Here is a 25,252-nt window from a genome sequence, read left to right as displayed (position 1 = left end):
ATTCCCCCCACCTTCCCCCCCCACTGTCCCTCAACTCCCGGGCGTACACGGCCCTTTACCCTTCATCCCGCTCGGTGTAACAGTGTTACAGGCGCCTCGCACGACCCCCGCAAGTCACCGACGACGAAGGGTGGTACGCCATGGCCCGCATACGCTACGGAGCGCGCAGCGCGACGGAGATCACCGCGGCACGGACCGCGGGTTCCCGGTTACCCGAGATCTGGTCCACCGGTGTCACCGCCGTGTGGGAGACCGACCCGGACGCGGTCGCCGCCGTACTGCCGCCGCCCCTCGAACCCACCGGACGCCCCTTGGTCCGGGCCAGCATCTCCACCGTCCGGCTGACCGGATACCCCCTCGGCGCGGGCTCGGTCGCCGTCGCGGCCGCACACCGCGGCGTCGAGGGCTGGTATCCGCTCGTCATGCCGATGACCCACGAGCGGGCGCTGACCGGCGGGCGGGAGGTCTTCGGCGAACCCAAGAAGCTCGGCGAGGTCACCGTCGAGCGGGACGGCCCGGTCGTCCGTGCCGCGCTCGCCCGGCACGGCATCGCCTTCGTCGAGGTCCGCGGTGCGGTCAGCGGACCGCTGCCGGTCCCCGAGCCGGCCCGCAAGACCGACTTCTACTTCAAGTTCCTGCCCGCCGTGGACGGTTCGGGGTTCGACCTCGACCCGGTGCTGGTGCACTGCCTGCGCCACGAGAAGGTCCGCGTACTGGAGCGGATCACCGGTGATGTCGTCCTCCGCGAGTCGATGTACGACCCGGTCGCCGACCTGCCCGTCCGCACCCTCGTCGAGCTCACCCTCGGCGAGAAGACCAGCGACCAGCGGGGCCGGGTCGTCGAGCGGGTCGCCGCCGCGTCCCTGCTGCCGTACATCCACCAGCGCTACGACGATCCGCAGCAGATCCTCGACGGGCCGCCCGAGGGGAGTGCCTGATGCCGGGCGCCCCCACAGGACGAGTCCGCGGTTCCCGGCCCCAGGGGCGGCCGGACCGGGCGGCAGGGAAAGGGGAGCGGGCATGGAGCTGACGGCGGGACAGGTCGCGGTCGTCACCGGCGCCGCGAGCGGTGTCGGCCTGGCCATGGCGCGCCGGTTCGCCGCGGAGGGGCTGCGGGTGGTCCTCGCGGACGTGGAGGAGGAGCCGCTGCGGGCCGCCGCCGAGGAGCTGGCCGCGGGCGGCGCCCGGGTGCTGGCGCACACCGTGGACGTCGGGGTGCGCGAGGAGGTCGCCGGCCTCGCCGACGCGGCGTACGAGGCCTTCGGCGCCGTCCATCTGCTGTGCAACAACGCGGGGGTGGGCTCCGGCGCCGAGGGGCGGATGTGGGAGCACGAGCCCAACGACTGGGCGTGGGCGTTCGCGGTGAACGTCTGGGGCGTCTTCCACGGCATCCAGTGCTTTCTGCCCCGGATGCTGGCGGCCGGCGAACCCGGCCATGTCGTCAACACCTCCTCGACGGACGGCGGCGTCGCGCCGCTGCCCACCGCGTCCGTCTACGCCGTCACCAAGGCGGCCGTGGTGACCATGACCGAGTCGCTCCACGCCCACCTCCGGGCCGAGCACGCCCCCGTCGGCGCCTCGGTGCTCTTCCCCGGCCCGCACATGCTCCGCACCGGCCTGTGGGAGTCGCACCGCAACCGGCCCGTGCGCTACGCCAAGACACGGCCGCGCCGGACGCCGTACCGCAGCCTGGCGCAGTGGGAGGCGGCGATGCGGGAGGCCGGGCAGGAGGTCGCCTTCACCCCCGTCGAGGAGGTCGCGGCGCAGGTCGTGGACGGCGTCCGGGCCGGCCGCTTCTGGCTGCTGCCGCCCAGCGCGCACACCGACGCGCAGATCCGGGCCCGGTCCGCCTCGATGCTCGACCGCTCGGCGCCCGCCTATCTGGAGCACTTCATCCTCGACGCGGAAGACTGAGGGAGGTTCGCCATGACGGACCCACAGGTCCGAACGGACCGGCCGGACACCCGTACCGGCCCGCACGAGCCGTACCTGATCATCTCCTCCGACTGCCACGCCGGGCTCCCCACCGAGGAGTACCGCCCCTATCTGGAGGCCCGGTTCCACCGAGACTTCGACGTGTTCCTCGGCGAGCGGGACGCCCGCCGTGCGGAGGCCACCCGCCTCGGAATCCGCAACGAGGCCTTCGCCGCCCGGTGGTTCCGGGACCACGAGGAGGGCCTGCGCGGCGGCTGGGACCCGGCCCAGCGTCTGAAGGAACTCGACGGCGACGGGGTGGCGGCGGAGGTCGTCTTCCCGGACGCGGACGCCGTCGACAGCGGTACCGCGGCCCCCTTCGGCGTCGGGCTCGGCCTCTCCGGCGACCAGGACCCGGACCTCGGCATGGCGGGTGCCCAGGCGCACAACCGCTGGCTCGCCGACTTCGTCTCCGCGCACCCCGAACGGCACTGCGGTGTGGCGCTGTTACCGGTCACCGCCGACACGGACCGGGTCGTGGCCGAGATACACCGCGCCAAGGAGTCCGGCCTCGGCGCGCTGATGATCCCGTCCATGTGGGTCGACAAGGCGCCCTACCACGACCGCCGTTACGACCCGGTGTGGGCGGCGGCCGCCGAGTGCGCGATGCCGGTGCTGACCCACTCCGGGGCCGCGCCCCGCCACGAGTACGGCGACCACCTCGGGATCTACGTCTCCGAGGTGACCTGGTGGCCCGCGCGCCCCCTGTGGTTCCTGCTCTGGTCCGGGGTCTTCGAACGCCACCCGGGACTGCGGTTCGGCATCGCCGAGTCCGGCTGCTGGTGGCTGCCCAACCTCCTGTGGTTCATGGACCGCCTCTACCTGGGCGCGCACGGCGGCAAGAAGCTCTCCCCGTTCGCCGCCCTCACCCGCCCCCCGCACGAGTACCTGGACCGGCAGGTCTTCGTCTGCGCCACCAACACCAAGCGCCGGGAACTCGCCCAGCGGTACGAGACCGGTGTCGACAACATCCTCTGGGGCAGCGACTTCCCGCACCCCGAGGGCACCTGGCCCGACACCCGCGGCTGGCTGCGGAAGACCTTCCACGACATCCCGGTCGCCGAGACCCGCCGCATGCTCGGCCTGTCCGCCGCCGAGGTCTTCGGCTTCGACACCGCGCGGCTGGCCCCGCTGGCCCGCCGTATCGGCCCCACCCCGGCCGACCTGGGCCAGAGCGCCGACCAGGCGGCGGTCGAGGCCTCCTGGGCCCGCTCCCGCGAGGTGGGCCGCCACTGGCTGACCGACCACGACTTCCCGGTACTGGGGGCCGAGCGATGACCGACGACCGCTACACCGTGATCTCCGCCGACTGCCACGCCGGCGCCGACCTCCTCGACTACCGGCCGTATCTGGAGTCCCGGTACCACGACGACTTCGACGCCTGGGCCGCGTCCTACGTCAATCCACACGAGGACCTGCTCGCCGACACCGCCGACCGCAACTGGAACTCCGCCCGCCGCCTGGCCGAGCTGGAGGCCGACGGCATCGTCGCCGAGGTCGTCTTCCCGAACACCATCCCGCCGTTCTTCCCCAGCGCCGCCCTCATGGCCCCCGCGCCCACCCGCACGGAGTTCGAGCAGCGCTGGGCGGGCCTGCGCGCCCACAACCGCTGGCTCGCCGACTTCTGCGCCGAGGTCCCCGGCCGCCGGGCCGGCGTCGCCCAGATCCTCCTCCACGACGTCGACCGGGCCGTACGGGAAGTCCGCCGCACCAAGGAGGCCGGGCTCACCGGCGGCATCATGCTCCCCGGCACCCCGCCCGGCTCCGGCCTCCCCGAACTCCACTCCAGCGGCTACGACCCGCTCTGGGCGGTCTGCGCGGAACTCGGCGTCCCGGTCAACCACCACGGCGGGTCGGCCTCCCCGCCGCTCGGCGACGAGCCGGCCGCCCGCGCCGTCTTCATGGTCGAGACGACCTGGTTCTCGCACCGCGCCCTGTGGCACCTGATCTTCGGCGGCGTCTTCCGCCGCCACCCCGGCCTCCGCCTGGTCCTCACCGAGCAGGGCTCCGGCTGGATTCCCGGCGTCCTGGACATGCTGGACTACTACCACGGGCGGATGGTCGCGGCCGCGACCGAAGCCGCCACCGCCGAGGCCAAGTTCGGCGCCGGCCTGGCCGACGCCATGGGCGGCTCCCCGTCCGGCGTCTGGCGCGACCACTGCTTCGTGGGCGCCAGCTTCATGCGCCCGCACGAGGTCCCGCTCCGCCACCGCATCGGCCTCGACAAGCTCATGTGGGGCAGCGACTACCCCCACGACGAGGGCACCCACCCGCACTCCCGCGAGGCCCTCCGCCTCGCCTACGCCGGCGTCCCGGCCGACGAGACCGCCGCCATGCTCGGCACCAACGCCGCCCGCGTCTACGGCTTCGACCTCGCCCACCTCGCCCCCCTGGCCGCCCGCGTGGGCCCCAGGATCACCGACATCTCCGAACCCCTCCACACCATCCCCCCGAACGCCACCAGCCCGGCGTTCGCACGGGGCGGGTCGGTACGGGTGTGGTGAGGGGCGGGCCGGGGACGGCCGGGGCCGTCCCCTAAGGCCCCAGCAGCCGCGCCGCCTCTGCGACCTCCCGCGCCGTGCCGTCGCGGCCGGTGCTCACGCGGTGGAGGGTGGCGCCCGGCTTCCGGGTGACCACGTCCGTGAGGCGGCCGTCGGTGAACAGGGCGGCGGCGCCGTCGTCGAGGGCCCAGCCGCCGGGGAGCGCGCGGTCGTTGACCGCGGACAGGTAGCCGGGGCGGCGTTCCGGCTCGCTGTCGTAGTGGGGGCACAGGCTGCCCGGCAGCAGGCCCAGCCCGTCGGTGAGCGGTACCGGCGGGCCGAAGGAGTCGGAGAACGCGGACGCGAACCAGCAGCAGGCCCCGGCGCTGATGCCGCACAGCAGCACCCCGGCCGCGTACGCCTCGCGCAGGACCGTGTCCAGGCCGTGGACCCGCCAGACGGCGAGCATGTTGGCGGTGTTGCCGCCGCCGACGTAGACGATGTCCTGGGCGAGGACGAAGGCCCGCAGATCGGTCACGGTGCGCCGGAACAGCTCCAGGTGGCTCGGTTCGCAGTCCCGCTCCCCGAAGGCCGTGTGGAAGCCCTCGATGTAGCCCGGTGCGTCGCCGCTCGCGGTCGGCAGGAAGCAGACCTTCGGCCGGGGCCGTCCCACGGTGTCCAGCAGGTAGTCGTCCAGCAGGGTGTCGGGGTCGTCGGAGAAGCCGCCGCCGAGAAGGGCGAGAGTGGGTGCGCCGGTCATGGGGCCTCTTTCCGGGCGTCGTGGGGAGCGCCGGCGGCGGACGGTGCGGCCCAGCTGACGGCACGTCTTACATACTTCTCAGTAACAACCCCTAGCGGCACGCCCGTCAACGCCTTTATGGTGCGGGACATGCCGCACCTGCCCGATGTCGTGTTGTGGTCCGTCCCGGCCTTCGTCCTGCTCACCGTCGTGGAGATGGTGAGCTACCGCCTGCATCCCGACGAGGACGCGGAGGGCTACGAGGCGAAGGACGCCGCCACCAGCGTCGGCATGGGGCTGGGCAGCCTCGTGTTCGACACGCTGTGGAAGATACCCATCGTGGCGATCTACGCCACGATCTACGAACTCACCCCGCTGCGGGTGCCCGTGCTGTGGTGGACGCTGCTCCTGATGCTGCTCGCACAGGACTTCTTCTACTACTGGTCGCACCGCGGCCACCACGTCATCCGCGTCCTGTGGGCCTGCCACGTGGTGCACCACTCCAGCAAGAAGTTCAACCTCACCACCGCGCTGCGGCAGCCCTGGACGACCTGGACCGTCTGGCCGTTCTACGTCCCGATGGTCGCCCTCGGCGTCCACCCGGCCGCGATCGCCTTCACCTCCGGGGCCAACCTGCTCTACCAGTTCTGGGTGCACACCGAGCGGATCGGCAAGCTGCCCCGGCCCGTCGAGTTCGTGCTCAACACCCCGTCCCACCACCGCGTCCACCACGCCTCCCAGGGCGGCTACCTGGACCGGAACTTCGGCGGAATCCTGATCATCTGGGACCGGATGTTCGGCTCGTTCGTCGCGGAGACCGAGCGGCCCGTCTACGGACTCACCAAGAACATCGAGACCTTCAACCCGCTGCGGGTGGCCACCCATGAGTACGCCGCCATCGCACGGGACATCCGGGCCGCCGACAGCTGGAGCGAGCGCGCCGGACGGGTGTTCCGCGGGCCGGGCTGGCAGCCCGCCGAGCGGATCGCCGCGGAGCAGGCCCGGCTCGCGGCGGAGGAGGCCCGGACCGCCGCCGAGGAGGCGGCACGGAAGGCCGCCCGGCCCGGTGCCTCCGTCGAGGAGCCGGCCACATGACCGCACGGTGGCCGCGGGCCGTCTCACCCCTGCTCTGGGCGTTCGCCCTGCTGAGCATCGTGCACCTGGGGGCGCTGCTCGCGGGCGTGCTGCCCGTCGTGCAGCTCACCAAGCCCGTCCTGATGCCGCTGCTCGCCGGCTACGCGCTGGCGCGCGGCGGCCCGCCGCTGCTGTCCGGCGCGCTCCTCTTCGGCTGTGGCGGCGACACCTTCCTCCAGGTGGGCGGGGATCTCGGCTTCCTGGTGGGGATGGGCTCGTTCGCCGCGGGACATGTCTGCTATCTGCTGCTGTTCGCCCGGTACGGGGCGGGTCCCGCGGCCGGCCGGCGGGGGCGGGCCGTCGCGGCCGGCGCCGGGTACGCCGTCCTGCTGACCGGCACGGTGGTGCTGCTGTGGCCGGACCTCCCGGCAGACCTGCGGATTCCGGTCGCCGGCTACAGCCTGCTGCTCACCTCGATGGCCTTCGGCGCGCTCCGGGCGGGCCTGTGGGCCGCGGCCGGCGGGCTGCTGTTCCTGCTCTCCGACACCTTGATCGCGAGTGGGATCGCACACTGGCCGCAGCTCCCGGCCCCGCAGTTCTGGATCATGCTCACCTATCTCGCGGCGCAGTGGGCACTGGCGGACGGTGTCCTGCGGTCCGCCGGCGCGGCCCCGCGGACCGCACCGGCGCGGACGCCGGAACTCCGGGCGGCGGGCACCGCGTGAACCGCCGCGCCGCGGACGGCCGCTGCCGCCGGGGCCGGACGTCCGGACGCGTCGCGGCTTGAGTCTCCCTCCGGGGGAGACCCGAGAGTGGACGGCATGAACGAGGACGGCAGCGAACTGCTCACCATCGGCGAACTGGCCCGGCTGACCGGCGTCCCGGTCAAGACGATCCGGGGCTGGTCGGACGAGGACCTGCTGCCGCCCGCCGCCCGCACCCCCGCGGGCTACCGGCTCTACGGCCCGGACGCCCCCGCCCGCCTGGAGATCGTGCGCAGTCTGCGTGCCCTCGGCATCGGGCGGGCGGCCATCCGGTCGGTGCTGCACCGCGAGTGCACGGTCGCCGAGACGGCGGCGCAGTGGGCGGACGCGCTGGACGCGCAGATCCGCACCCTGCGGCTGCAGTCCGCGGTGCTGCGGTCGGTGGCCACGCGGGGCAGCGCAGCAGAGGAGCTGCCCCACATGACCGAACTGGCCCGGCTGTCGGCCCGCGAACGCCGCCGGATCATCGCCGACTTCGTCGAGGACGCCCTCGACGGGGTGGACGCCCCCGCCTACCGCAGCGGTCTGCTGGCCGCCACCCCCGACCTGCCCGACGACCCCACCCCCGAGCAGATCGGCGCCTGGATCGAACTGGCCGCCCTGGTCGGCGAACCGGAACTACGGGCCGCCCTGCGCCGTCTCGCCGAACACAGCGCGCGTACGGCGGGACCCGCCGGGCAGGACCCCGCCGGGCAGGAGCACGCCGTCGTGCGGGTCGCGGAGCTGATGCGGGCCCGTGGTGAGGAGGCCGTCGCGGCCGGTATCGCCCCGGACTCGCCTGCCGCCGAGCCCTTCCTCGCCGAGCTGGTCGCGGCCTGGCTCCCCACCCAGGCAGGCACCGCCGACCCGCCCACCGAGGACGTCCCCGCGGCCCGCGCCCGGCTGCTGGAGCAGCTGGAGACCGCCGCCGAGCCGCTCGTCGAGCGCTACTGGCGGCTGCTGTGCACGGTCACCGGCCGGCCCGCGCCACCCCGCTGGGACATCGCGGGCGCCTGGACCACGGCCGCGCTGCGCGCCCATCCCCGGCCGTACGTGCTGGACCGCTCCGCGTTCGACGGCACCGACCCGGACCGGGTGCTGCGCGCCTACGCACACGTGACCCGGGACGTCGCCGCCCTGGTCGACGCCGTACGCCCGGAGGACCTCGCGCTGCCGACCCCGTGCGCGGGGTGGACCGTACGGCAGCTGCTCGACCACATGGTGTGGGAGAACCTGATGGCCGCGTCGGTCGCCGAGGACGCACCGCGCGCCGACCACACCGCCGACCACCTCGGTGACGACCACCGCGCCGCCTTCGCCGGCTCGGTGCGCGCGGCCCGCGCCGCCTTCACCGGCAGCGGGATGCTGCACCGTACCTTCGGCCCCTATGAGGCGCCCGGCGCGACGCTCGTCCAGCAGGTCGTGGTCGAACTCCTCGCCCATGGCTGGGACTTGGCGCGGGCCGTCGGCGCGCCCACCGGACTCGCGCCGGAGGCCGCCGAGGAGACGCTGGCCGCGGCCCGCCGGATCTACGGCGCCGCGCCGCGCACCGAGGGTGGCTCGTTCGCCCCGGAGCGCCCCGCGCCGCCCGGTGCGGGCGCCACGGACCGGCTGGCGGCCTTCCTCGGTCGCGACCCGGCCTGACCGCCCCGGACGGGCCCCGGGCACGACAGGGGGGAGGGCCGGGTGCCGCTCACCCGTCCCTCCCCCAACTGCCGTGATCCGCTCCGGAGTTACTTCTTCACCGCGTCCAGCGCGTCGACGATGCCGTAGCCGAAGTGGCTGTTGACATGCTTGGTGCCGGTGCAGGTCGACTCACCCGTGGGGCAGCCGGGGTTGTCCGCCTGCTTCTTGAGGAGCCACTGGATCTCCTGCGGGCTGGACTTCGGGTGGGCGCTCTTGAGCAGCGCCGCGACACCCGCGACATGCGGGCTCGCCATGGACGTGCCGGCCAGGTAGGCCCAGTCGCCGCCCGGCATGGTGGAGAGGATGTTGCCGTTCTTGGCGGGCAGCTCGGGCACCTGCCGCGAGTCGCCGCCCGGCGCGGCCACGTCGATCTGGCCGAGTCCGTAGTTGGAGTAACCGGACTTGAGCTTCTGCACGCCGCTCGCCGCGACGGTCACCGTGCCCGGCAGCTGGGTGGGCACGTCCCAGCAGGTCTTCGGGGAGACGGTGCGCTCGACGGGCGTGGTGTCATTCGGGCTGGAGTCGTCCGTGAGCTCGGCGGCCGCCAGGTTCATGTCGGAGTTGCCCGCCGCCGCGACGTTGATCGCGCCCTTGCGCTGGGCGTAGCTCGCCGCCCGGCCGACCGCGTCGATGATGGCGGCCTGGTCCGCGTCGTCCTTGCAGTTGAACATCCACGGGTCGACGTAGTAGCTGTTGTTGGTGACCTCGACACCGTGGTCGGCCGCGAAGACGAAGGCGCAGACCACGCTCTCCGCGTAGAAGAGGCTGGTCTCCGGCTCGCTGACCTTCAGGGCGGAGATCTTCACGCCCGGGGCGACCCCCGCCACGCCGACACCGTTGCGGGCCGCGGCGATGGTGCCCGCGACATGCGTGCCGTGGTAGTCGTTGGCCGGGTCCCAGGGGCGCCAGGACCCCTTGGAGGTGTCGGCCACCCCGCCCACGCAGTTGGCGGACTGCTTCGCGGAGAAGTTGGCCTTCAGATCGGGGTGGGTGTCGTCCACGCCGGTGTCGATGACGGCGACGGTGACCTTCTTGCTCCCCGGGTTCACCTTCGCGGCCTTGTCGGCCTTGATGGCCGGCAGGTCCCACTGCAACGGCTCCAGCGGCTCCTTGCCGTTCGCCTTCGCCGCCTGGCCGGCCGCCTTGAGCTGCGCCTTGGGCAGGTCGACCTTCTGCGGCTTGCCGACGTCGGTGGTGCCCTGCGCCTTCAGCGGCGCGGTACGGGTCGCGCCCGCCGACTGCACGCCCGGCACCGTCCGCACGGTGGCCGCGAACTGCGGGTCGGCCGAGTGGACGACGATCACGCCTATCTGCTCATGGGCGACCACCACCTTCCCGCCGGCCCGGGCTATGGCCTTCTTCACCTTGCCGACCGTGTGTTGGCCGGGCGCGGTGTTCACGACGTAGGAGAGCAGCGGGCCGTCGGCCGAGGCCGCGGCGGCCGGGGCGGAGTCCTGGGGCGCGGCGGTGGCCGCGTTCGGCAGGAATCCGAGCGACGCCGTCAGAGCCAGTCCGAGCGGTACGGCCAGCGCCCGCATGCGTCTGGATCGGGGATGTGCCATGGATAGATACTCCACATCATCCGTGAGACCGCCCGGGCACGGATTGCGCACGGGCGGATGCAGTGAGACGTGAAGTTATCGGCGATCACTCGCGTACAGCAATGGAAAGCGGAAAAAAGCGGGGGAAAACCTGTCAGAGGGCCGGAATTGACAGCGCGTCAGCCGTGACGCCGCAGGGCGGTGATGCTCAGCGGGGGCAGCGCGACCCGCGGGCCGTACCAGCGGCGGGCGGCCGTGGCGGTCCCCGGCCGGGGTTCCGGCGGGGCGACGGTGAGGGGCGCCGGCAGGCGGATGCTGCCGTACGGGCGCCGGCGGGGAGCGGGTGGCTGCGGGGCCTGCTGTGGCGGCGGATTCACACCGGGCTCAACGAAGCGCCCCGCGCGCGGTGGCGGCCGGTGCGGCCATTCCCCGGAATCTTCTGGGATTCAACCAACGCCCCCCTGTCGGATCGTGTGCCACGCCTCTACCATGCGTGATCCGGATCACTTATCTGAGTCTTATGGCTGGTCCCGGGTCCGCCCGAGCGGAACCCGGGCCGGCCCCCGGGAAACCCGCCCCTTCGTGTCAGGAGAGCCCGTGAGTGCCGCACCGACCCTCGACCCGGGGACGCATGAGCCGCCCGACTACCGCCAGGTGCAGTCGAGCCCGGAGTTCGATGAACTCCGGCGCGCGCACCGCTCGTTCGCCTTCCCGCTGACCGTCGCCTTCGTCCTCTGGTACCTCGGCTACGTGCTGCTGTCGAGCTACGCCGGCGGCTTCATGGCTCTCAAGGTCGCCGGCCACCTCAACGTCGCCTTCGTCCTCGGTATCGCCCAGTTCGTGACGACCTTCCTCATCGCCTGGTGGTACTCCCGGCACGCCGCCGCCCAGCTCGACCCGCGGGCCGAGGCCATCAAGTCCCGCCTGGAGGGCGTCACCCTCCGCAAGGAGGGCGACGCATGAACCTCACCCACCAGCCGCTCGTGCAGCAGCTCGCGGCCGGCGGCGCGGGCGAGCACCGCGCCCTGATCATCACCCTCTTCGCGGTCTTCGTCGCCGCCACCCTCGGCCTCACGGTCTGGGCCGGCCGGCAGACCAAGGGCGCCGAGGACTTCTACGCCGGCGGACGGCAGTTCACCGGCTTCCAGAACGGGCTGGCCATCTCCGGCGACTACATGTCCGCCGCCTCGTTCCTCGGCATCGCCGGCGCCATCGCCCTCTTCGGCTACGACGGCTTCCTCTACTCCATCGGCTTCCTGGTCGCCTGGCTCGTCGCACTGCTCCTGGTCGCCGAACCGCTGCGCAACTCCGGCCGGTTCACCATGGGCGACGTCCTCGCCTACCGGATGCGCCAGCGCCCGGTCCGTACGGCCGCCGGCACCTCCACCATCATCGTCTCGATCTTCTACCTGCTCGCCCAGATGGCCGGCGCGGGCGCCCTGGTCACCCTGCTCCTGGGCATCACCAGCGAGGCGGGCAAGATCCTGGTCGTCGTCCTCGTCGGCATCGTGATGATCCTCTACGTCACCATCGGCGGCATGAAGGGCACCACCTGGGTGCAGATGGTCAAGGCGGTGCTGCTGATCGCCGGCACCCTGCTGATCACCTTCCTGGTGGCGCTGAAGTTCCACTTCAACCTCTCGGACCTGCTCGGCGCCGCCGCCGAGAACAGCGGCAAGGGCTCCGCCTTCCTGGAGCCCGGTCTCAAGTACGGCGCCACCGCCACCTCGAAGATCGACTTCATCTCGCTGGGCCTGGCCCTCGTCCTGGGCACCGCGGGACTGCCGCACATCCTCATCCGCTTCTACACGGTCCCCACCGCCAAGGCCGCCCGGAAGTCCGTGAACTGGGCGATCGGCATCATCGGCGTCTTCTACCTGATGACCATCGCGCTGGGCTTCGGCGCCGCGGCCCTCATCAAGCCCGAGACGATCACCGCCTCCAACAAGGCGGGCAACACCGCGGCCCCGCTCCTCGCCGAGGCGATCGGCGGCGGCGCGGGCTCCACCGGCGGCGCCATCCTGCTCGCCGTCATCTCGGCCGTCGCCTTCGCCACCATCCTCGCGGTGGTCGCCGGCCTCACCCTCGCCTCGTCCTCCTCGTTCGCGCACGACCTGTACGTCAACGTGCTCCGCAAGGGCCAGGCCACCGAGAAGGAGGAGGTCGGCGCCGCCCGCTGGGCGACGGTCGGCATCGGCGCGGTCGCCATCGTGCTGGGGGTCTTCGCCCGTGGACTGAACGTCGCCGGCCTGGTGGCGCTCGCCTTCGCGGTCGCCGCCTCCGCCAACCTCCCGACGCTCCTCTACAGCCTGTTCTGGAAGCGCTTCACCACTCAGGGCGCGCTGTGGTCCATCTACGGGGGCCTCGCCTCCTCCGTCTTCCTGGTGCTCTTCTCCCCGGTCGTCTCCGGCAAGGAGACCTCGATGTTCCCCGGCGCGGACTTCGCCTTCTTCCCGCTGGAGAACCCGGGACTGATCTCCATCCCGCTGGGCTTCCTGCTCGGCTGGCTGGGGTCGCTGCTGTCGAAGGAGGAGCCGGACGCCCAGAAGTACGCCGAACTGGAGGTCCGCTCGCTGACCGGGACCGGCGCCCACTGAGGCGCTCCGGCTGAGTCGTCCCTCCAGGGACCGGGCGGGGCGGCCTCGTAGAGATCTACGACGCCGCCCCGCCCACCTCGTGCTTCTCCGCCCTGCCCGCTGTCACACCCATCGCGTAGGCTCGAAGACGTACCGATCTCCGAAGGAGACGTACCGAGCCATCACTCTTGGGGAGGGGGCCCAGTGCTCATCGACACCTTTGGCCGTGTGGCCACCGACCTGCGCGTTTCGCTCACCGACCGGTGCAACCTGCGGTGCACGTACTGCATGCCGGAAGAGGGCCTGCAGTGGCTCGCCAAGCCCGATCTGCTCACCGACGACGAGATCGTCCGGCTGATCACCCTCGCGGTGCGCGACCTGGGCATCGACGAGGTCCGCTTCACCGGCGGTGAGCCGCTGCTCCGCCCCGGGCTGACCGGCATCGTCGACCGCGTCGCCGCCCTCACCCCGCGCCCCCGGATGTCGCTGACCACCAACGGCATCGGCCTCCAGCGCACCGCCGCCGCCCTCCGCGACGCCGGCCTGGACCGTGTCAACGTCTCCCTCGACACCCTCCGGCCCGAGGTCTTCCAGGCCCTGACCCGCCGCAAGCGGCACGACGACGTCCTCCGCGGTCTGGAGGCGGCCCGCGCGGCCGGCCTGACCCCGGTCAAGGTCAACACCGTCCTGATGCCGGGCCTCAATGACGACGAGGCCCCCGACCTGCTGGCCTGGGCGATCGCCCACGACTACGAGCTCCGCTTCATCGAGCAGATGCCGCTGGACGCCCAGCACGGCTGGAAGCGCGACGGCATGATCACCGCGGGCGACATCCTCGCCTCGCTGCGCACCCGCTTCACCCTCACCCCCGAAGGCCAGGACGAGCGCGGCTCCGCGCCCGCCGAGCGCTGGATCGTCGACGGCGGCCCGCACCGCGTCGGAGTGATCGCCTCGGTCACCCGCCCCTTCTGCCGGGCCTGCGACCGCACCCGCCTGACCGCCGACGGCCAGGTCCGTACGTGCCTGTTCGCCACCGAGGAGACCGACCTGCGCGGCGCCCTGCGCTCCGGGGCCCCCGATGACGAGATCGCGCGGATATGGCAGACCGCCATGTGGGGCAAGAAGGCGGGCTCCGGTCTGGACGATCCGTCGTTCCTGCAGCCGGAGCGCCCGATGTCCGCGATCGGCGGCTGAGCCGGTGCGGCCTCAGTGACCGGCGGCCGAGGCCTCCCACTCCGCCAGTGTCACGACGTCCTTCAGGAAGCCGCGCACCCCGAGGAACTGCGACAGATGCTCGCGGTGCTCCTCGCACGCCAGCCAGGTCTTGCGCCGGTCCGGTGTGTGCAGCTTCGGGTTGTTCCAGGCCAGCACCCACACCGCCGCGGCGCGGCAGCCCTTCGCGGAGCAGATGACGGCGCTGTCGGCGGAGTCCTGGGAATGGGGGGAGATCACGGCCTCAACCCTACGTCCTGGGCCCGCGGCCCCGGCCCGGCGCTCCCGCCCTCGGGCCCTGCGGACATGACGACGCCGGGCAGCCACGGGGGGAGCCGCCCGGCGTCGGTCTGTCGCTCCGACGGGGGATGCGGAGCGCGTACGCAGTATGTCACGGGGGATGGTGCCGAGTGCACCGGAACTCCATGATTGATCTGAGCTTTTCTTGAGCTTTGCAGACCGCGCACAGACCGGGAGTTGATCAGCCGGGGTCCTGTCCCGGGGTGGACGCGCCCGCCGCCGGACGCTCCGGAACGGACCCGTCCGGGGCGTCGGAGGTTCCCGGCGTCAGCATCGTCCTGGTCGGGCCCGCGACGAACGTCTTCGGGAGCGAAGGGACGTTCTCCCGGCCCGCGTTGGCGATGACGACCGCGATATAGGGCAGCGCCAGCCCCAGCACCAAGGTCGCGATGGCCACCGGCCGCTCGATGTTCCACAGGACGACGGTCAGCACCACGGCCACCGTCCGCACCGCCATCGAGATCACATACCGGCGCTGCCGTCCGCGCACATCCTCGGACAGCCCCTGCCGGGCTCCCGTGATCCGGAAGGTCTGGCCGCTGCTCTGCTTCCGCATCACGCTCCACCACCTGGGTCAGTCATGCCGGATTCTCCCCGGTATCCGGTCGGTTCCCACGGTACGCCGCGACTGCGCCGCCTTCGAGACCGGGTCGTGCCCTCCCGTACCCGGACCGGCCGGGCCACCGTGTGTACCCGCGGCTCCGGCGTGCGCCGTAGTCGAAGCGGGGCGACACTGACGAAACGACCGTCATCTGCACCGTGCCGCGGGAGGAGTCGACATGACGTGGTTGTGGGCCATCATCGTGGGCCTGGTGCTGGGCCTGATCGCGAAGGCCATCATCCCGGGAAAGCAGCAGATTCCGCTCTGGCTGACCGTGATCTTCGGCATGCTGGGCAGCGTGCTCGGCAACTGGGCGGCCACCGGCCTCGGCGTCAACGAGACGGGTGGCATCGACTGGCTCCGGCACCTGCTCCAACTGGCCGGTGCGGTCCTCGTCGTCGCTGTCGGTGACCGTCTCTGGGTCTCCATGCGGGGCCGCAAGAAACAGGCGACCTGAGAGAGGGTTCCGGGCGGCCGGCGCGCGCACTCCGCGCACCGGCCGCCCGCCCGTCCGCTCAGCGGCCGTCGAGCCTGGCCAGCTTCCGGCCGGCCTTCAGGTACGCGACGCCGGCGGTGTCCGCCAGCTTCTCGGCCAGCACCTCGGCCAGCGGCCGGACCGCGTCGGCCTCCGCCAGCACCACGGTCTGCCCGCCGCCCTCGCCCTCCACGACCAGCCGCAGCGCGTTCTGCTTGGCCAGCCGCCGCGCCGCCGAGGCGCTCGGGGTGAACTCCAGCGCCGTCGTCAGCACCGCCGCCACCGTCTCGGCACCGTGCGCCGCGACATCGACGGACGGCAGCGACTCCACGTCGGAGAACGACTTCTTGGAGAACTGCGCCACGAAGCCGGCCCGCGCCGCCATCGCCGCGTCGAGCCCGTACAGCGCGGTCACGACCTCGCCGGCGAGGATCTTCTTGAGGTCCATCGGGTGCATCGAGCGGTCCGCGACCCGGCCCAGGACCAGCGCGATCTCCTCGTCGGTCCACTCCGTCCAGGCCTTGAGGTACGGCTCCATCAGCCGGTCCGGCACCGACATGATCTTGCCGAAGACATCGTCGGCGGACGCGTTCAGCCCGACGTAATTGCCCTTGGACTTGGACATCTTGGCGCCGGTGCCGTCCGTGCCCTCGATCAGCGGCATGGTCACCACCAGCTGCGGCCGCTGCCCGCGCAGCTCCATCAGCTTGCGGCCCATCTGCAGGTTGAGCAGCTGGTCGGAGCCGCCCAGCTCCACGTCGCACGCCAGCGCCACCGAGTCCAGGCCCTGCGCGACGGGGTACAGCAGCTCCGTCATGGTCAGGCCCGACCCGGCCGCCAGGCGGTTGCGGAAGTCCTCGCGCTGCAGCAGCTGCGAGGCCGGCACCTGGGCGAGCAGCGCCAGCAGCTCCGGGAAGGTGTACGGCGCCAGCCACTCGCTGTTCTGCCGGAAGCTGACCTTCTCGAAGTCGAAGAAGGGGCGGACCTGTTCCCGGTACGTCGCGAGGTTCTGCGCGATGTCCTCGTCGGTCAGCGGGGGGCGCTCGGCGGTACGGCCGGACGGGTCGCCGATCTTGGCGGTGAAGTCACCGATGATCAGCGTGACGTCATGGCCCAGCCGCTGGAAACGGCTCAGGATGATCAGCGGGACCGCGTGCCCGAGGTGCACATCGGTCGCCGTCGGATCGATGCCCAGCTTGATGTGCAGGCCCTGGCCGGCCGCCCGGCGCTCCTCGATCCGCTCGGCCAGCTTCTCCACGCCCGGCAGGACCTCGACCGTACGGGCCGCGATCAGCTCGGCCTGCTCCTTGGCGGGCAGGTCCGTCAGGTCGAGAGAGCGCCGCCCGCCCGTCTCCTGGAGCAGCTCCCGGACCGTGGCGTCCGAGGAGAGGTCGGCGGAGAGCAGCGTGCTGGCGCGGGCGACGGATTCGCCGAGGCGTGTCATGGCGTTCCTGATCGATCGTGGTTCCCAAACGGGAGGACAAGCGGACAGTCTATTCGCCCCGTACGACACTCCCGCGCGCTCCGCCCACGCCGCTCGCCCATGCCGCCCGTCCGCCGGGCCCGGCCGGCCGCGAGGGCCGGGCCGGGCGCACGCCGTGCCTCACACCCCGCGGCTGACCGAACTCATGTTGAAGTCCGGCACGCGCAGCGCCGGCATCGCGGCGCGGGTGAAGTAGTCGCCCCACTCCCGCGGCAGGGTCCGCTCCGTACGGCCCGCCTCCACCGCCCGGGACAGCAGGTCCACCGGTGACTCGTTGAAGCGGAAGTTGTTGACCTCGCCGACCACCTCGCCCCGCTCGACCAGGTAGACCCCGTCCCGGGTCAGACCGGTCAGCAGCAGCGTCGCCGGGTCCACCTCGCGGATGTACCACAGACAGGTCAGCAGCAGCGCCGGACCGTCATGCCCGGCGGCCGCCACCATCTCGTCCAGCGAGCGCGAACCACCGCCCTCCAGAAGGAGGTTGTCGATGCCCGGCGCCACCGGCAGGCCGGTCAGCCCGGCGCTGTGCCGGGTGGTCGGCAGCCGGTGGAGCACCCCGTCACGCATCCAGTCGGTGGCCGTCAGCGGCAGCCCGTTGTCGAAGACCGAGGCGTCGTCGCCGGAGGAGTGCGCCAGGACGAACGGCGCGCACTCCAGCCCCGGCGCCCAGGGGTCGCTGCGCAGCGTCAGCGGCAGCGCGCTGAGCCGCTCGCCCAGGCGGGTGCCGGCGCCGGGCCGGTCCGCCGGGCCGGCACCGTCGGCCGGCCTGGAGAAGACCGTACGGCCCTCGGCGGCGTCCCGGGCCCCGGACGACCACATCTGGTAGATCAGCAGGTCGGCCACGGCGGTCGGCGGCAGCAGCGTCTCGTACCGCCCGGCGGGCAGCTCGACGCGCCGCTCGGCCCACGCCAGCCGCCGGGTCAGCTCGGCGTCCAGCTCCCGCGGGTCGACATCGGTGAAGTCACGGGTCGCCCGGCCGGCCCAGGCCGAGCGGGGCACGCCCCCGCCGGAACCCGCCGACTTGGCGTTCAGCTCCAGCGTTCCGCTGGGCTGGTCGTGCCGCAGCCGCAGCCCGGTCGAGGTGCCCAGGTACGAGGAGACGACCTCGTGGTGGGCGAAGCCGTACAGCTCCCGGCCGCCGGAGCGGGCCTGCCGGAAGGACTCGCCGAGCGCCGGCGCGAACGCCGCGAACACCTCCGACGAGGTCTCCGCGGGCGCCTCGGTGAAGTCGGCGGACGCCTTCTCGCCGGCGACCAGCGGCTGGGCGTCCTCGGCGGGCCCGGCCTCCCGCGCGGCCGCCTCGGCGGCCCGGACCAGCGGCTCCAGGTCGTCCGCTGTCACCGCGGAGCGCGAGACGACACCGGACGCGGTGCCCTGCCCGCCGTCCACGGTCGCCACCACCGTCAGCGTGCGCCCGCGGGTGACGCCGTTGGTGGTGAGCGCGTTGCCCGCCCAGCGCAGGTTGGCGCTGGAGTGCTCATCGGCGATGACCGCACAGCCGTCGGCACGGGAGAGCTCCAGCGCCCGCTCGACGATCTCGTGCGGGGCGTTCGTACGCGGCCTGCGGCTCATCGACCGGCCTCCTGCGTCGTGTTCAGACAGTGCTTTCCCGTGGGGCGGCCCCCGGACCCCCGGCCGGTTCCGTCGTGGCGGCTCATCGACCGGCCTCCTGCGTCGTGTTCAGGATGTTCACGCCCTGGAAGAGGGCGGAGGGGCAGCCGTGCGAGACGGCGGCTACCTGGCCCGGCTGGGCCTTTCCGCAGTTGAAGGCGCCGCCCAGGACGTAGGTCTCCGGGCCGCCGACCGCGGTCATCGAGCCCCAGAAGTCGGTGGTGGTCGCCTGATAGGCGACGTCCCGGACCTGCCCGCAGAGACGGCCGTCGCGGATCGCGTAGGCCCGCTGCTGGGTGAACTGGAAGTTGTACCGCTGCATGTCGATGGACCACGAGCGGTCGCCCACCACATAGATGCCGCGTTCCACCCCGGAGATCAGCTCCTCCGTGGACGGCCCGTCCGCCGCCGGCCGCAGCGAGACGTTCGCCATCCGCTGGACCGGCACATGGCCGGGGGAGTCCGCGTAAGCGCAGCCGTTGGAGCGGCCCAGGCCCGTCAACCGGGCGATCCTGCGGTCGAGTTGGTAGCCGACCAGGGTCCCGTCCCTGACCAGGTCCCAGGACTGCGCGGCCACCCCCTCGTCGTCGTAGCCGATCGTCGCGAGCCCGTGCTCGGCGGTCCGGTCGCCCGTCACGTTCATCAGGGCGGAGCCGTACGCCAGCTTCCCGAGCTGGTCGAAGGTGGCGAACGAGGTCCCCGCGTACGCCGCCTCGTAGCCCAGCGCCCGGTCCAGCTCGGTGGCGTGCCCGATCGACTCGTGGATCGTCAGCCAGAGATTGGAGGGATGCACCACCAGGTCGTACGCCCCGGCCTCGACGGTCGGTGCGCGCATCTTCTCGGCGAGGTGCTCCGGAATGCCGGCCAGTTCGCCGTCCCAGTCGTAGGAGCCGTCGGTCAGGTACTCCCAGCCGCGCCCCACCGGCGGGGCCAGGGTGCGCATCGAGTCGAAGTCGCCGCTCGCCGGGTCCACCGCGACCGCGGTGAGCTGCGGGTGCAGCCGGACCCGCTGCTGGGTGGTGCTGGTGCCCGCGGTGTCCGCGTAGAACTTGTTCTCCTGGACGGTCAGCAGCGCGGCGTCCACATGGGCCACGCCCTCGGCGGCCAGCAGCCGGGCGCTCCACTCCGCCAGCAGCCCGTTCTTGTCGGCGTCCGGGACGTCGAAGGGGTTGATCTCGTACGAGGAGACCCAGGTGCGGTCCGGGTGGGCGGGTTCGTCGGCCAGCTCCACCCTCTCGTCGGAGCCCGCCGCCTTGATCACCTTCGCGGACAGCTTCGCCATCGCCACCGCCTGCGCGGCCACCCGCGCCGCGGCGTCCATCGTCAGATCCACCCCGGAGGCGAACCCCCAGGCCCCGCCGTGCACCACCCGCACCGCGTACCCCAGGTCGGTGGTGTCGGAGGCGCCGGAGGTGCGGGCGTCCCGGAGCCGCCAGGACGCGCTGCGAATCCGCTCCAGCCGGAAGTCCGCGTGGTCGGCGCCCAGCGCGCGGGCGCGGGCCAGCGCGGCATCGGCCAGCGCGCGCAGCGGCAGCGCCAGGAATGTGTCGTCAACGGCATGGGGTGCAGGCAAGGAGTCCTCCCGTGGTCGGCGCCTGCATCATGCCCTGTGCCGGGCCCGTGGCCCAGAGCGCGACGGGGTGCCGGGGGCCGGTGCGACACGGGTGGCGGGGGCCGGCGCGGTGCCGGACTCCGCCGTGGTTCTGTGGAGACCCCACAGTGACCGGCGCGCGTGCCTGTCCGTGCTGGATTCCCCGGAAGGGCGCCGTGACCGATAGTTTCGTATCGAACGCAGGACGGACAGAAACGGAAAGGGTGATCTCTTGAGCCGCTCGGTTCTGGTCACCGGAGGTAACCGCGGCATCGGCCTCGCCATTGCCCGTGCCTTCGCCGAGGCAGGCGACAAGGTCGCCATCACCTACCGCTCGGGCGAGCCCCCCGCGGGATTTTTGGCCGTGAAGTGCGACATCACGGACAACGAGCAGGTCGAGCAGGCGTACAAGGAGATCGAGGAGAAGCACGGTCCGGTCGAGGTGCTGGTGGCCAACGCCGGCGTCACCCGTGACCAGCTGCTGATGCGGATGTCCGAGGAGGACTTCACCTCGGTCCTGGAGACCAACCTCACCGGCACGTTCCGGGTGGTCAAGCGCGCCAACCGCGGGATGCTGCGGGCCCGCAAGGGCCGGGTCGTGCTGATCTCGTCCGTGGTGGGTCTGATGGGCGCGCCGGGCCAGGCGAACTACGCCGCCTCCAAGGCCGGGCTGGTGGGCTTCGCCCGCTCGCTCGCCCGCGAGCTGGGCAGCCGCAACATCACCGTCAACGTCGTCGCCCCCGGCTTCGTCGACACCGACATGACCCGGGTGCTCACCGATGAGCAGCGGGAGAGCATCGTGAAGCAGGTTCCGCTCGCGCGTTACGCGCAGCCCGAGGAGATCGCCGCCTCGGTCCGCTTCCTGGCCTCCGACGAGGCCGCGTACATCACCGGAGCCGTCATTCCTGTCGACGGCGGATTGGGCATGGGTCACTGATCAGCATGAGTGGAATCCTCGCAGGCAAGCGCATCCTGGTCACGGGAGTCCTGACCGAGTCGTCGATCGCGTTCCAGGCGGCCAAGGTCGCCCAGAACGAGGGCGCCGAGGTCATCCTCACCGGCTTCGGCCGGCTCTCGCTCGTGGAGCGGATCGCCAAGCGGCTGCCCAAGGAAGCACCGGTCATCGAGCTGGACGTCACCAACCAGGAGCACCTGGACGGTCTGGCCGACAAGATCCGTGAGCACCAGGGCGAGGGCGCCCGCCTCGACGGCATCGTGCACTCCATCGCCTTCGGCCCGCAGGGCGCCTTCAACTTCCTGGAGGCCGAGTGGTCGGACGTGGGCACCGCGGTGCAGGTCTCGGCGTACTCCTACAAGTCGCTGACCATGGCCTGCCTGCCGCTCATGGAGCACGGCGGCGCGGTCGTCGGCCTCACCTTCGACGCGCAGATCGCCTGGCCGAAGTACGACTGGATGGGCGTGGCCAAGGCGGCGCTGGAGAGCACCAACCGCTACCTCGCGCGTGACCTGGGCCCCAAGGGCGTCCGCTGCAACCTGGTCTCGGCCGGTCCGATCAAGTCGATGGCCGCCAAGTCCATCCCCGGCTTCGAGGAGCTGGCGGACGTGTGGAACCACCGCGCGCCGATCGGCTGGGACCTGGCCGACCCGGAGCCGGCCGGCCGGGGCGTCGTCGGCATGCTGTCCGACTTCTTCCCGCGGACGACGGGCGAGATCGTGCACGTCGACGGCGGTGTGCACATGATGGGCGCCTGACGCCCGCAGCGCCTCCGTACCGCCCGTCCCGGTCCGCCGGGGCGGGCGGTACGCGTTTCACCGGCACCGCCCGCCGCCGCCCGGAGAGCGCCGGTCCGCGGGTCAGCCGCGCTCCGGAAGGCCGAGCCGGCAGCCGAAGGGGTGCGCACCGGCCTCGGCGGCGGCCCGGTCGGCGTCGCCCGCGCGGATCGCCTCCACCAGCCGGGAATGGTCCATGTGCGCCTCCGGCCGCAGCTCCTCGCCCACGTCGGCCCGGAGGAACTCGCGCAGCACGCCTCCGAGGTCGGCGTAGATCTCGGCCAGCACCTCGTTGTGGGAGGCCGACACGATCGCCATGTGCAAGGTCGCGTCCGCCTCCACGAAGGCCTCCGCCGCACCGGACTCCCAGGCCCGCTCGCGCCGCTCCAGGAGGGCGTCGATCTGCCGCAGGTCCTGTGCGGTGCGGCGCTCCGCGGCGAGCCGGGCGGCCGACGCCTCCAGGGCGCTGCGCAGCTCGGCGACATGCCGCGGCTCGGCCGCCGCGAACCGGCGGTTCATCACCCCGGCGAGTTCGCTGGTGGCCACCACATAGGTGCCCGATCCCTGGCGGATGTCCAGCAGCCCGTTGTGGGCCAGCGCCCGGACGGCCTCACGGACGGTGTTCCGGGCCACCCCGAGCTGCTCGACGAGCTCCGGCTCGGTCGGGATACGAGATCCCATCGGCCACTCACCGGACGTGATCTGGGCGCGCAGCTGCGCGATCACCTGGTCCGCCAGCGCGGACCGGCGGGGCGAGGTCAGAGGCATGGCTGCGCTCCGGGGGGAAGGGGCGGACGGACGGCGGCGGTGCGGCGCCCGCCGGACCCTGCCGGCTCCCGGCGCCACCCGGGACAGCTGAGGCTATCGGCATCGGCTGGACAGGTATTCATCCCATGATTCTATGATGGGCCTATGGCAGACGACGACCTCGCGACCCTCGGCCCCGCCGCCGGGCCCCGTACGACCACCACCGACACCCCCGCCGACGGCCGGGAACACCCGCAGCCGGAGCCCGCGCAGGCCGGGCCGGCCGGCCGCCTGCCGTGGATTCTGGTCGCCGGCCTCGTCCTCGCCGCGCTCAACCTCCGCCCGGCCATCACCAGCCTCGGCGCCCTCCTGGAGGAGGTCCGCAGCGGTCTCGGCATGAGCGGCACCGTCGCCGGGCTGCTGACCTCCGTCCCCGCCCTGTGCTTCGCCGCCTTCGGCATCGCCGCGCCCCGGCTGGCCCGGCGCCGGGGGCCCGGCGTGATCGTCTGCGCCGGGATGGCCGCGATCGCCGTGGGCGTCGCGGTGCGCCCGTTCGCCGGCGGCACCGCCGGCTTCCTCGCCGCCAGCGCGCTGGCCCTGGCCGGTATCGCGGTCAGCAACGTCCTGATGCCGGTGGTCATCAAGAGCTGGTTCCCGCACCGGGTCGGCACGATGACCGGGCTCTACTCCATGGCACTGGCCCTGGGCACCTCGCTCGCCGCGGCGCTCACCGTCCCCATGACCGAGGCGCTGGGCGGCAGTTGGCGCACCGGCCTGGGGGTGTGGGCGGCGCTCGCCGCGGTCGCGGTGCTGCCCTGGCTCGTGGTGGTCCGGCAGCGCCGGGCCGCCGCCGGAGCGGCCCCGTCCGGCGCGGCCCGCCCCGTGGAGACCCCGGTACGGATCACCGCGTCCCCGACCGCCTGGGCGCTGGCCGCCTTCTTCGGGCTGCAGGCCACCGCCGCGTACATCACCATGGGCTGGATGCCGCAGATCTTCCGCGACGCCGGGGTCTCGGCGGGCACCGCGGGGGTGCTGCTGGCGGTCACCATGGCGATGGGCGTCCCGCTCTCCTTCGTCCTGCCGCGGCTCGCGACCCGGATGCGGCACCAGGGTCCGCTCGTGGCGCTGCTCGGCCTCTGCGGGCTGGCCGGCTACGCCGGACTGTGGCTGGCCCCGGCCGCCGGCGCCTGGGCCTGGGCGCTGCTGATGGGCATCTCCAACTGCGCCTTCCCGCTGGCCCTGACGATGATCGGGATGCGTGCGACCAGCGCCGCCGGCGTCGTCAAGCTCTCGGCCTTCGCCCAGAGCGTCGGCTATCTGATCTCCATCCCCGGGCCGCTGCTGGTCGGCACGCTCTACCAGCACAGCGGCGGCTGGGGCCTGCCGATCGCCCTGATGGCCGGGCTCATGGTGCCGCAGGTCGCGGTGGGTGTGCTGGCCGGCCGGGACCGCCGGATCGAGGACGAGGCGTGAGTGCGACACTGGGCCCATGCCAGTGCTCGAACCGAATCCGCAGGGCGGACAGAAGAAGCTGCTCCTCGTCGTGGGCGCCATGCTCGGCGTGACCGTCGTCGTCGCGATCCTCGCGAGTGTCATCGCGCCCTAGCGTGCCTCCCGGAGCCCGCGGGGGTGGGGAAAACCCCCGCGTCCCCTAGGGGACGGACCTCAGGGGGAAGTAGGTGGTTTCCCGGGTGGGAACCGCCGCCGGTGATCCGTAACGTCGTCAGTGCACCGCGGACCGCGGTGCGCGCGCCGTGATCGGCGGCCGCGCAGCCCGTCGACGCCTTGGGGGAGGCGATCCGTATGGCAGCCGCGTTCCGCCGGTCACGCGCGGCCGAGACGTCCCGGCAGCGGACGCGGCTGCCGTGGTGGGCGCCGGCCCTGGCGGTGATCTCCTTCACGGCCCTGCTGGCGTTCGTCGCCGGTTCCCCCGCGGCGAGCGCCGCGAGTGCCCGGCAGGGCCTGGGGCCGCTGCTGGAGTTCCTGGCCGGGCTGGTGCTCGGCGGCGTCCGGTGACCGCCCGTGCCCGCGTCCCACCCGGCGGAACGAGCGCTTCAACACCCCGCGCCCCGCGCCGCCTTTCGTGCGAAGCTGGGACGCATGAGCGCCGATACACCCCGCCGGATTGTCCTCCTCCGACACGCCAAGGCCGAATGGTCGGACAGCAGCGACCACGAGCGTCCGCTCGCCGACCGCGGCCGCAAGGATGCCCCGGTCGCCGGCCGCTGGCTGGCCGGAGCCGGGATCACCCCTGATCTGACCCTGTGCTCGACGTCAGTGCGTACCCGCGAGACCTGGAAGCTCGCCGTTCATGAACTCCCGCAGCGGCCCAAGACCGTCTACGAGGAGCGGATCTACGAAGCCTCTCTCGGCGAGCTCATCGCGCTGCTCAACGAGACCTCCGACGAGGTGAACGACCTGATGCTGGTCGGCCACAACCCCGGGGTGCACGCCCTCGCCGACGCGCTCTCTGGCGACGCCGAGGGCGAGCTGCTGCCGCGGATGAACCGCAGCGGCTTCCCGACCTCCTCGGTGGCCGTGCTGACCTTCACCGGCTCCTGGAAGTCGGTCGAGCACGGCGTCGGACGCCTGGCAGGAAGCCGAAGCAGGCGCCCATCAGCGCGGAGGCCACCACCGCGAGGTCGAGCGGATCACGGACCTCGTAACAGGCCGGCCCGGCGGTGATCG

The 25,252-nt window shown here is 72.6% G+C and carries 26 protein-coding genes; 17 read left to right on the top strand and 9 right to left on the bottom strand.

Going from position 1 to position 25,252, the window contains the following annotated elements:
- Nucleotides 1-140: 140 nt before the first annotated feature.
- From ACWC9R_RS27940 to ACWC9R_RS27925, 4 genes are all read left to right on the top strand, one after another.
- Nucleotides 141-938 carry an acetoacetate decarboxylase family protein gene (locus ACWC9R_RS27940; RefSeq protein WP_450735598.1) on the top strand — a complete coding sequence of 266 codons (798 nt, stop codon included), beginning with the start codon at nucleotides 141-143 and terminating at the stop codon, nucleotides 936-938.
- A gap of 82 nt (nucleotides 939-1,020) precedes the next feature.
- Entirely contained in the window at nucleotides 1,021-1,914 is an 894-nt protein-coding gene (locus ACWC9R_RS27935; RefSeq protein ID WP_450735596.1) for an SDR family NAD(P)-dependent oxidoreductase, read from the top strand.
- A gap of 12 nt (nucleotides 1,915-1,926) precedes the next feature.
- Nucleotides 1,927-3,252, top strand: a complete 1,326-nt coding sequence (locus ACWC9R_RS27930; RefSeq protein ID WP_450735594.1) for an amidohydrolase family protein — start codon at nucleotides 1,927-1,929, stop codon at nucleotides 3,250-3,252.
- Entirely contained in the window at nucleotides 3,249-4,478 is a 1,230-nt protein-coding gene (locus ACWC9R_RS27925) for an amidohydrolase family protein (RefSeq protein WP_450735592.1), read from the top strand. Before ACWC9R_RS27930 ends, ACWC9R_RS27925 begins: the two co-directional genes overlap by 4 nt.
- 31 nt (nucleotides 4,479-4,509) lie before the next feature.
- On the opposite strand, the gene ACWC9R_RS27920 is transcribed toward ACWC9R_RS27925, so the two are convergent.
- Nucleotides 4,510-5,214 (bottom strand): Type 1 glutamine amidotransferase-like domain-containing protein, encoded by a 705-nt coding sequence (locus tag ACWC9R_RS27920; RefSeq protein ID WP_450735590.1) that lies wholly within the window; start codon nucleotides 5,212-5,214, stop codon nucleotides 4,510-4,512.
- A 129-nt stretch (nucleotides 5,215-5,343) separates the two neighbouring features.
- Between ACWC9R_RS27920 and ACWC9R_RS27915 the strand changes: the two genes are divergently transcribed.
- The 3 genes from ACWC9R_RS27915 (at nucleotide 5,344) to ACWC9R_RS27905 (ending at nucleotide 8,654) form a co-directional block, all read left to right on the top strand.
- Nucleotides 5,344-6,288 carry a sterol desaturase family protein gene (locus ACWC9R_RS27915; protein ID WP_450735588.1) on the top strand — a complete coding sequence of 315 codons (945 nt, stop codon included), beginning with the start codon at nucleotides 5,344-5,346 and terminating at the stop codon, nucleotides 6,286-6,288.
- Nucleotides 6,285-6,992, top strand: coding sequence for a lysoplasmalogenase (locus ACWC9R_RS27910; RefSeq protein ID WP_450735586.1), 708 nt, complete (start codon nucleotides 6,285-6,287; stop codon nucleotides 6,990-6,992). Before ACWC9R_RS27915 ends, ACWC9R_RS27910 begins: the two co-directional genes overlap by 4 nt.
- 96 nt (nucleotides 6,993-7,088) lie before the next feature.
- A complete protein-coding gene (locus tag ACWC9R_RS27905) occupies nucleotides 7,089-8,654 on the top strand; it encodes a TIGR03086 family metal-binding protein (RefSeq protein ID WP_450735584.1) in 1,566 nt (521 codons plus the stop codon).
- Nucleotides 8,655-8,743: 89 nt separating this feature from the next.
- On the opposite strand, the gene ACWC9R_RS27900 is transcribed toward ACWC9R_RS27905, so the two are convergent.
- Nucleotides 8,744-10,258, bottom strand: a complete 1,515-nt coding sequence (locus ACWC9R_RS27900) for a S8 family serine peptidase (RefSeq protein WP_450735583.1) — start codon at nucleotides 10,256-10,258, stop codon at nucleotides 8,744-8,746.
- Nucleotides 10,259-10,416: 158 nt separating this feature from the next.
- Complete coding sequence (locus tag ACWC9R_RS27895) at nucleotides 10,417-10,614, bottom strand: hypothetical protein (protein ID WP_450735582.1); 198 nt, start codon at nucleotides 10,612-10,614, stop codon at nucleotides 10,417-10,419.
- 220 nt (nucleotides 10,615-10,834) lie between these two features.
- On the opposite strand from ACWC9R_RS27895, the gene ACWC9R_RS27890 reads away from it, so the two are divergent.
- The 3 genes from ACWC9R_RS27890 to moaA all read left to right on the top strand — a co-directional run bounded on the left by ACWC9R_RS27890 (nucleotide 10,835) and on the right by moaA (nucleotide 14,007).
- A complete protein-coding gene (locus tag ACWC9R_RS27890) occupies nucleotides 10,835-11,200 on the top strand; it encodes a DUF485 domain-containing protein (protein WP_450735580.1) in 366 nt (121 codons plus the stop codon).
- Nucleotides 11,197-12,834 carry a solute symporter family protein gene (locus ACWC9R_RS27885; RefSeq protein WP_450735578.1) on the top strand — a complete coding sequence of 546 codons (1,638 nt, stop codon included), beginning with the start codon at nucleotides 11,197-11,199 and terminating at the stop codon, nucleotides 12,832-12,834. The genes ACWC9R_RS27890 and ACWC9R_RS27885 overlap by 4 nt, the downstream gene beginning before the upstream one ends.
- A gap of 183 nt (nucleotides 12,835-13,017) precedes the next feature.
- On the top strand, nucleotides 13,018-14,007 hold the full coding sequence (gene moaA / locus ACWC9R_RS27880) for a GTP 3',8-cyclase MoaA (RefSeq protein WP_450735576.1): 990 nt from the start codon (nucleotides 13,018-13,020) through the stop codon (nucleotides 14,005-14,007).
- 12 nt (nucleotides 14,008-14,019) lie between these two features.
- On the opposite strand, the gene ACWC9R_RS27875 is transcribed toward moaA, so the two are convergent.
- Nucleotides 14,020-14,265: a hypothetical protein gene (locus tag ACWC9R_RS27875; RefSeq protein WP_450735575.1), complete on the bottom strand. Its 246-nt coding sequence runs from the start codon at nucleotides 14,263-14,265 to the stop codon at nucleotides 14,020-14,022.
- 241 nt (nucleotides 14,266-14,506) lie between these two features.
- On the bottom strand, nucleotides 14,507-14,881 hold the full coding sequence (locus ACWC9R_RS27870) for a DUF3099 domain-containing protein (protein WP_450735573.1): 375 nt from the start codon (nucleotides 14,879-14,881) through the stop codon (nucleotides 14,507-14,509).
- Nucleotides 14,882-15,104: 223 nt separating this feature from the next.
- On the opposite strand from ACWC9R_RS27870, the gene ACWC9R_RS27865 reads away from it, so the two are divergent.
- Nucleotides 15,105-15,383, top strand: a complete 279-nt coding sequence (locus tag ACWC9R_RS27865) for a GlsB/YeaQ/YmgE family stress response membrane protein (protein ID WP_450735571.1) — start codon at nucleotides 15,105-15,107, stop codon at nucleotides 15,381-15,383.
- A gap of 58 nt (nucleotides 15,384-15,441) precedes the next feature.
- On the opposite strand, the gene tyrS is transcribed toward ACWC9R_RS27865, so the two are convergent.
- From tyrS to ACWC9R_RS27850, 3 genes are all read right to left on the bottom strand, one after another.
- Nucleotides 15,442-16,845, bottom strand: coding sequence for a tyrosine--tRNA ligase (gene tyrS, locus ACWC9R_RS27860; RefSeq protein ID WP_450735570.1), 1,404 nt, complete (start codon nucleotides 16,843-16,845; stop codon nucleotides 15,442-15,444).
- A gap of 159 nt (nucleotides 16,846-17,004) precedes the next feature.
- A complete protein-coding gene (locus ACWC9R_RS27855; protein WP_450735568.1) occupies nucleotides 17,005-18,456 on the bottom strand; it encodes a metallopeptidase TldD-related protein in 1,452 nt (483 codons plus the stop codon).
- Between the two features lie 82 nt (nucleotides 18,457-18,538).
- On the bottom strand, nucleotides 18,539-20,068 hold the full coding sequence (locus ACWC9R_RS27850) for a TldD/PmbA family protein (protein ID WP_450735567.1): 1,530 nt from the start codon (nucleotides 20,066-20,068) through the stop codon (nucleotides 18,539-18,541).
- Between the two features lie 250 nt (nucleotides 20,069-20,318).
- Between ACWC9R_RS27850 and fabG the strand changes: the two genes are divergently transcribed.
- The gene (gene fabG, locus ACWC9R_RS27845; RefSeq protein WP_450735565.1) at nucleotides 20,319-21,023 is read left to right on the top strand and encodes a 3-oxoacyl-[acyl-carrier-protein] reductase; all 705 of its coding nucleotides are present in this window, start codon (nucleotides 20,319-20,321) and stop codon (nucleotides 21,021-21,023) included.
- 5 nt (nucleotides 21,024-21,028) lie between these two features.
- Nucleotides 21,029-21,799 carry an enoyl-ACP reductase FabI gene (gene fabI, locus ACWC9R_RS27840; RefSeq protein ID WP_088797049.1) on the top strand — a complete coding sequence of 257 codons (771 nt, stop codon included), beginning with the start codon at nucleotides 21,029-21,031 and terminating at the stop codon, nucleotides 21,797-21,799.
- 102 nt (nucleotides 21,800-21,901) lie between these two features.
- On the opposite strand, the gene ACWC9R_RS27835 is transcribed toward fabI, so the two are convergent.
- Nucleotides 21,902-22,585: a FadR/GntR family transcriptional regulator gene (locus ACWC9R_RS27835; RefSeq protein ID WP_450735563.1), complete on the bottom strand. Its 684-nt coding sequence runs from the start codon at nucleotides 22,583-22,585 to the stop codon at nucleotides 21,902-21,904.
- Nucleotides 22,586-22,729: 144 nt separating this feature from the next.
- On the opposite strand from ACWC9R_RS27835, the gene ACWC9R_RS27830 reads away from it, so the two are divergent.
- From ACWC9R_RS27830 to ACWC9R_RS27815, 4 genes are all read left to right on the top strand, one after another.
- On the top strand, nucleotides 22,730-24,037 hold the full coding sequence (locus tag ACWC9R_RS27830; RefSeq protein WP_450735562.1) for a CynX/NimT family MFS transporter: 1,308 nt from the start codon (nucleotides 22,730-22,732) through the stop codon (nucleotides 24,035-24,037).
- 16 nt (nucleotides 24,038-24,053) lie between these two features.
- The gene (locus ACWC9R_RS27825) at nucleotides 24,054-24,170 is read left to right on the top strand and encodes an SGM_5486 family transporter-associated protein (protein ID WP_362610938.1); all 117 of its coding nucleotides are present in this window, start codon (nucleotides 24,054-24,056) and stop codon (nucleotides 24,168-24,170) included.
- Nucleotides 24,171-24,367: 197 nt separating this feature from the next.
- Nucleotides 24,368-24,580 (top strand): hypothetical protein, encoded by a 213-nt coding sequence (locus tag ACWC9R_RS27820; RefSeq protein WP_450735560.1) that lies wholly within the window; start codon nucleotides 24,368-24,370, stop codon nucleotides 24,578-24,580.
- A gap of 84 nt (nucleotides 24,581-24,664) precedes the next feature.
- On the top strand, nucleotides 24,665-25,249 hold the full coding sequence (locus tag ACWC9R_RS27815) for a SixA phosphatase family protein (protein ID WP_450735558.1): 585 nt from the start codon (nucleotides 24,665-24,667) through the stop codon (nucleotides 25,247-25,249).
- Nucleotides 25,250-25,252 lie beyond the last annotated feature (3 nt).

This window comes from Streptomyces sp. NPDC001219, from assembly GCF_053597915.1.
This window is presented reverse-complemented; position numbering and strand designations above follow the sequence as displayed.

What these genes read in the sequence shown, in the direction of transcription:
- ACWC9R_RS27925 (WP_450735592.1), top strand. Translation starts at nt 3,249, where the DNA reads ATGACCGACGACCGCTACACCGTGATCTCCGCCGACTGCCACGCCGGC.
- ACWC9R_RS27825 (WP_362610938.1), top strand. Translation starts at nt 24,054, where the DNA reads ATGCCAGTGCTCGAACCGAATCCGCAGGGCGGACAGAAGAAGCTGCTC.
- ACWC9R_RS27930 (WP_450735594.1), top strand. Translation starts at nt 1,927, where the DNA reads ATGACGGACCCACAGGTCCGAACGGACCGGCCGGACACCCGTACCGGC.
- ACWC9R_RS27900 (WP_450735583.1), bottom strand. Translation starts at nt 10,258, where the DNA reads ATGGCACATCCCCGATCCAGACGCATGCGGGCGCTGGCCGTACCGCTC.
- ACWC9R_RS27910 (WP_450735586.1), top strand. Translation starts at nt 6,285, where the DNA reads ATGACCGCACGGTGGCCGCGGGCCGTCTCACCCCTGCTCTGGGCGTTC.
- ACWC9R_RS27920 (WP_450735590.1), bottom strand. Translation starts at nt 5,214, where the DNA reads ATGACCGGCGCACCCACTCTCGCCCTTCTCGGCGGCGGCTTCTCCGAC.
- tyrS (WP_450735570.1), bottom strand. Translation starts at nt 16,845, where the DNA reads ATGACACGCCTCGGCGAATCCGTCGCCCGCGCCAGCACGCTGCTCTCC.
- fabI (WP_088797049.1), top strand. Translation starts at nt 21,029, where the DNA reads ATGAGTGGAATCCTCGCAGGCAAGCGCATCCTGGTCACGGGAGTCCTG.
- ACWC9R_RS27830 (WP_450735562.1), top strand. Translation starts at nt 22,730, where the DNA reads ATGGCAGACGACGACCTCGCGACCCTCGGCCCCGCCGCCGGGCCCCGT.
- ACWC9R_RS27855 (WP_450735568.1), bottom strand. Translation starts at nt 18,456, where the DNA reads ATGAGCCGCAGGCCGCGTACGAACGCCCCGCACGAGATCGTCGAGCGG.
- ACWC9R_RS27885 (WP_450735578.1), top strand. Translation starts at nt 11,197, where the DNA reads ATGAACCTCACCCACCAGCCGCTCGTGCAGCAGCTCGCGGCCGGCGGC.
- ACWC9R_RS27820 (WP_450735560.1), top strand. Translation starts at nt 24,368, where the DNA reads ATGGCAGCCGCGTTCCGCCGGTCACGCGCGGCCGAGACGTCCCGGCAG.
- ACWC9R_RS27870 (WP_450735573.1), bottom strand. Translation starts at nt 14,881, where the DNA reads ATGCGGAAGCAGAGCAGCGGCCAGACCTTCCGGATCACGGGAGCCCGG.
- ACWC9R_RS27865 (WP_450735571.1), top strand. Translation starts at nt 15,105, where the DNA reads ATGACGTGGTTGTGGGCCATCATCGTGGGCCTGGTGCTGGGCCTGATC.
- ACWC9R_RS27935 (WP_450735596.1), top strand. Translation starts at nt 1,021, where the DNA reads ATGGAGCTGACGGCGGGACAGGTCGCGGTCGTCACCGGCGCCGCGAGC.
- ACWC9R_RS27915 (WP_450735588.1), top strand. Translation starts at nt 5,344, where the DNA reads ATGCCGCACCTGCCCGATGTCGTGTTGTGGTCCGTCCCGGCCTTCGTC.
- ACWC9R_RS27815 (WP_450735558.1), top strand. Translation starts at nt 24,665, where the DNA reads ATGAGCGCCGATACACCCCGCCGGATTGTCCTCCTCCGACACGCCAAG.
- ACWC9R_RS27905 (WP_450735584.1), top strand. Translation starts at nt 7,089, where the DNA reads ATGAACGAGGACGGCAGCGAACTGCTCACCATCGGCGAACTGGCCCGG.
- ACWC9R_RS27835 (WP_450735563.1), bottom strand. Translation starts at nt 22,585, where the DNA reads ATGCCTCTGACCTCGCCCCGCCGGTCCGCGCTGGCGGACCAGGTGATC.
- ACWC9R_RS27940 (WP_450735598.1), top strand. Translation starts at nt 141, where the DNA reads ATGGCCCGCATACGCTACGGAGCGCGCAGCGCGACGGAGATCACCGCG.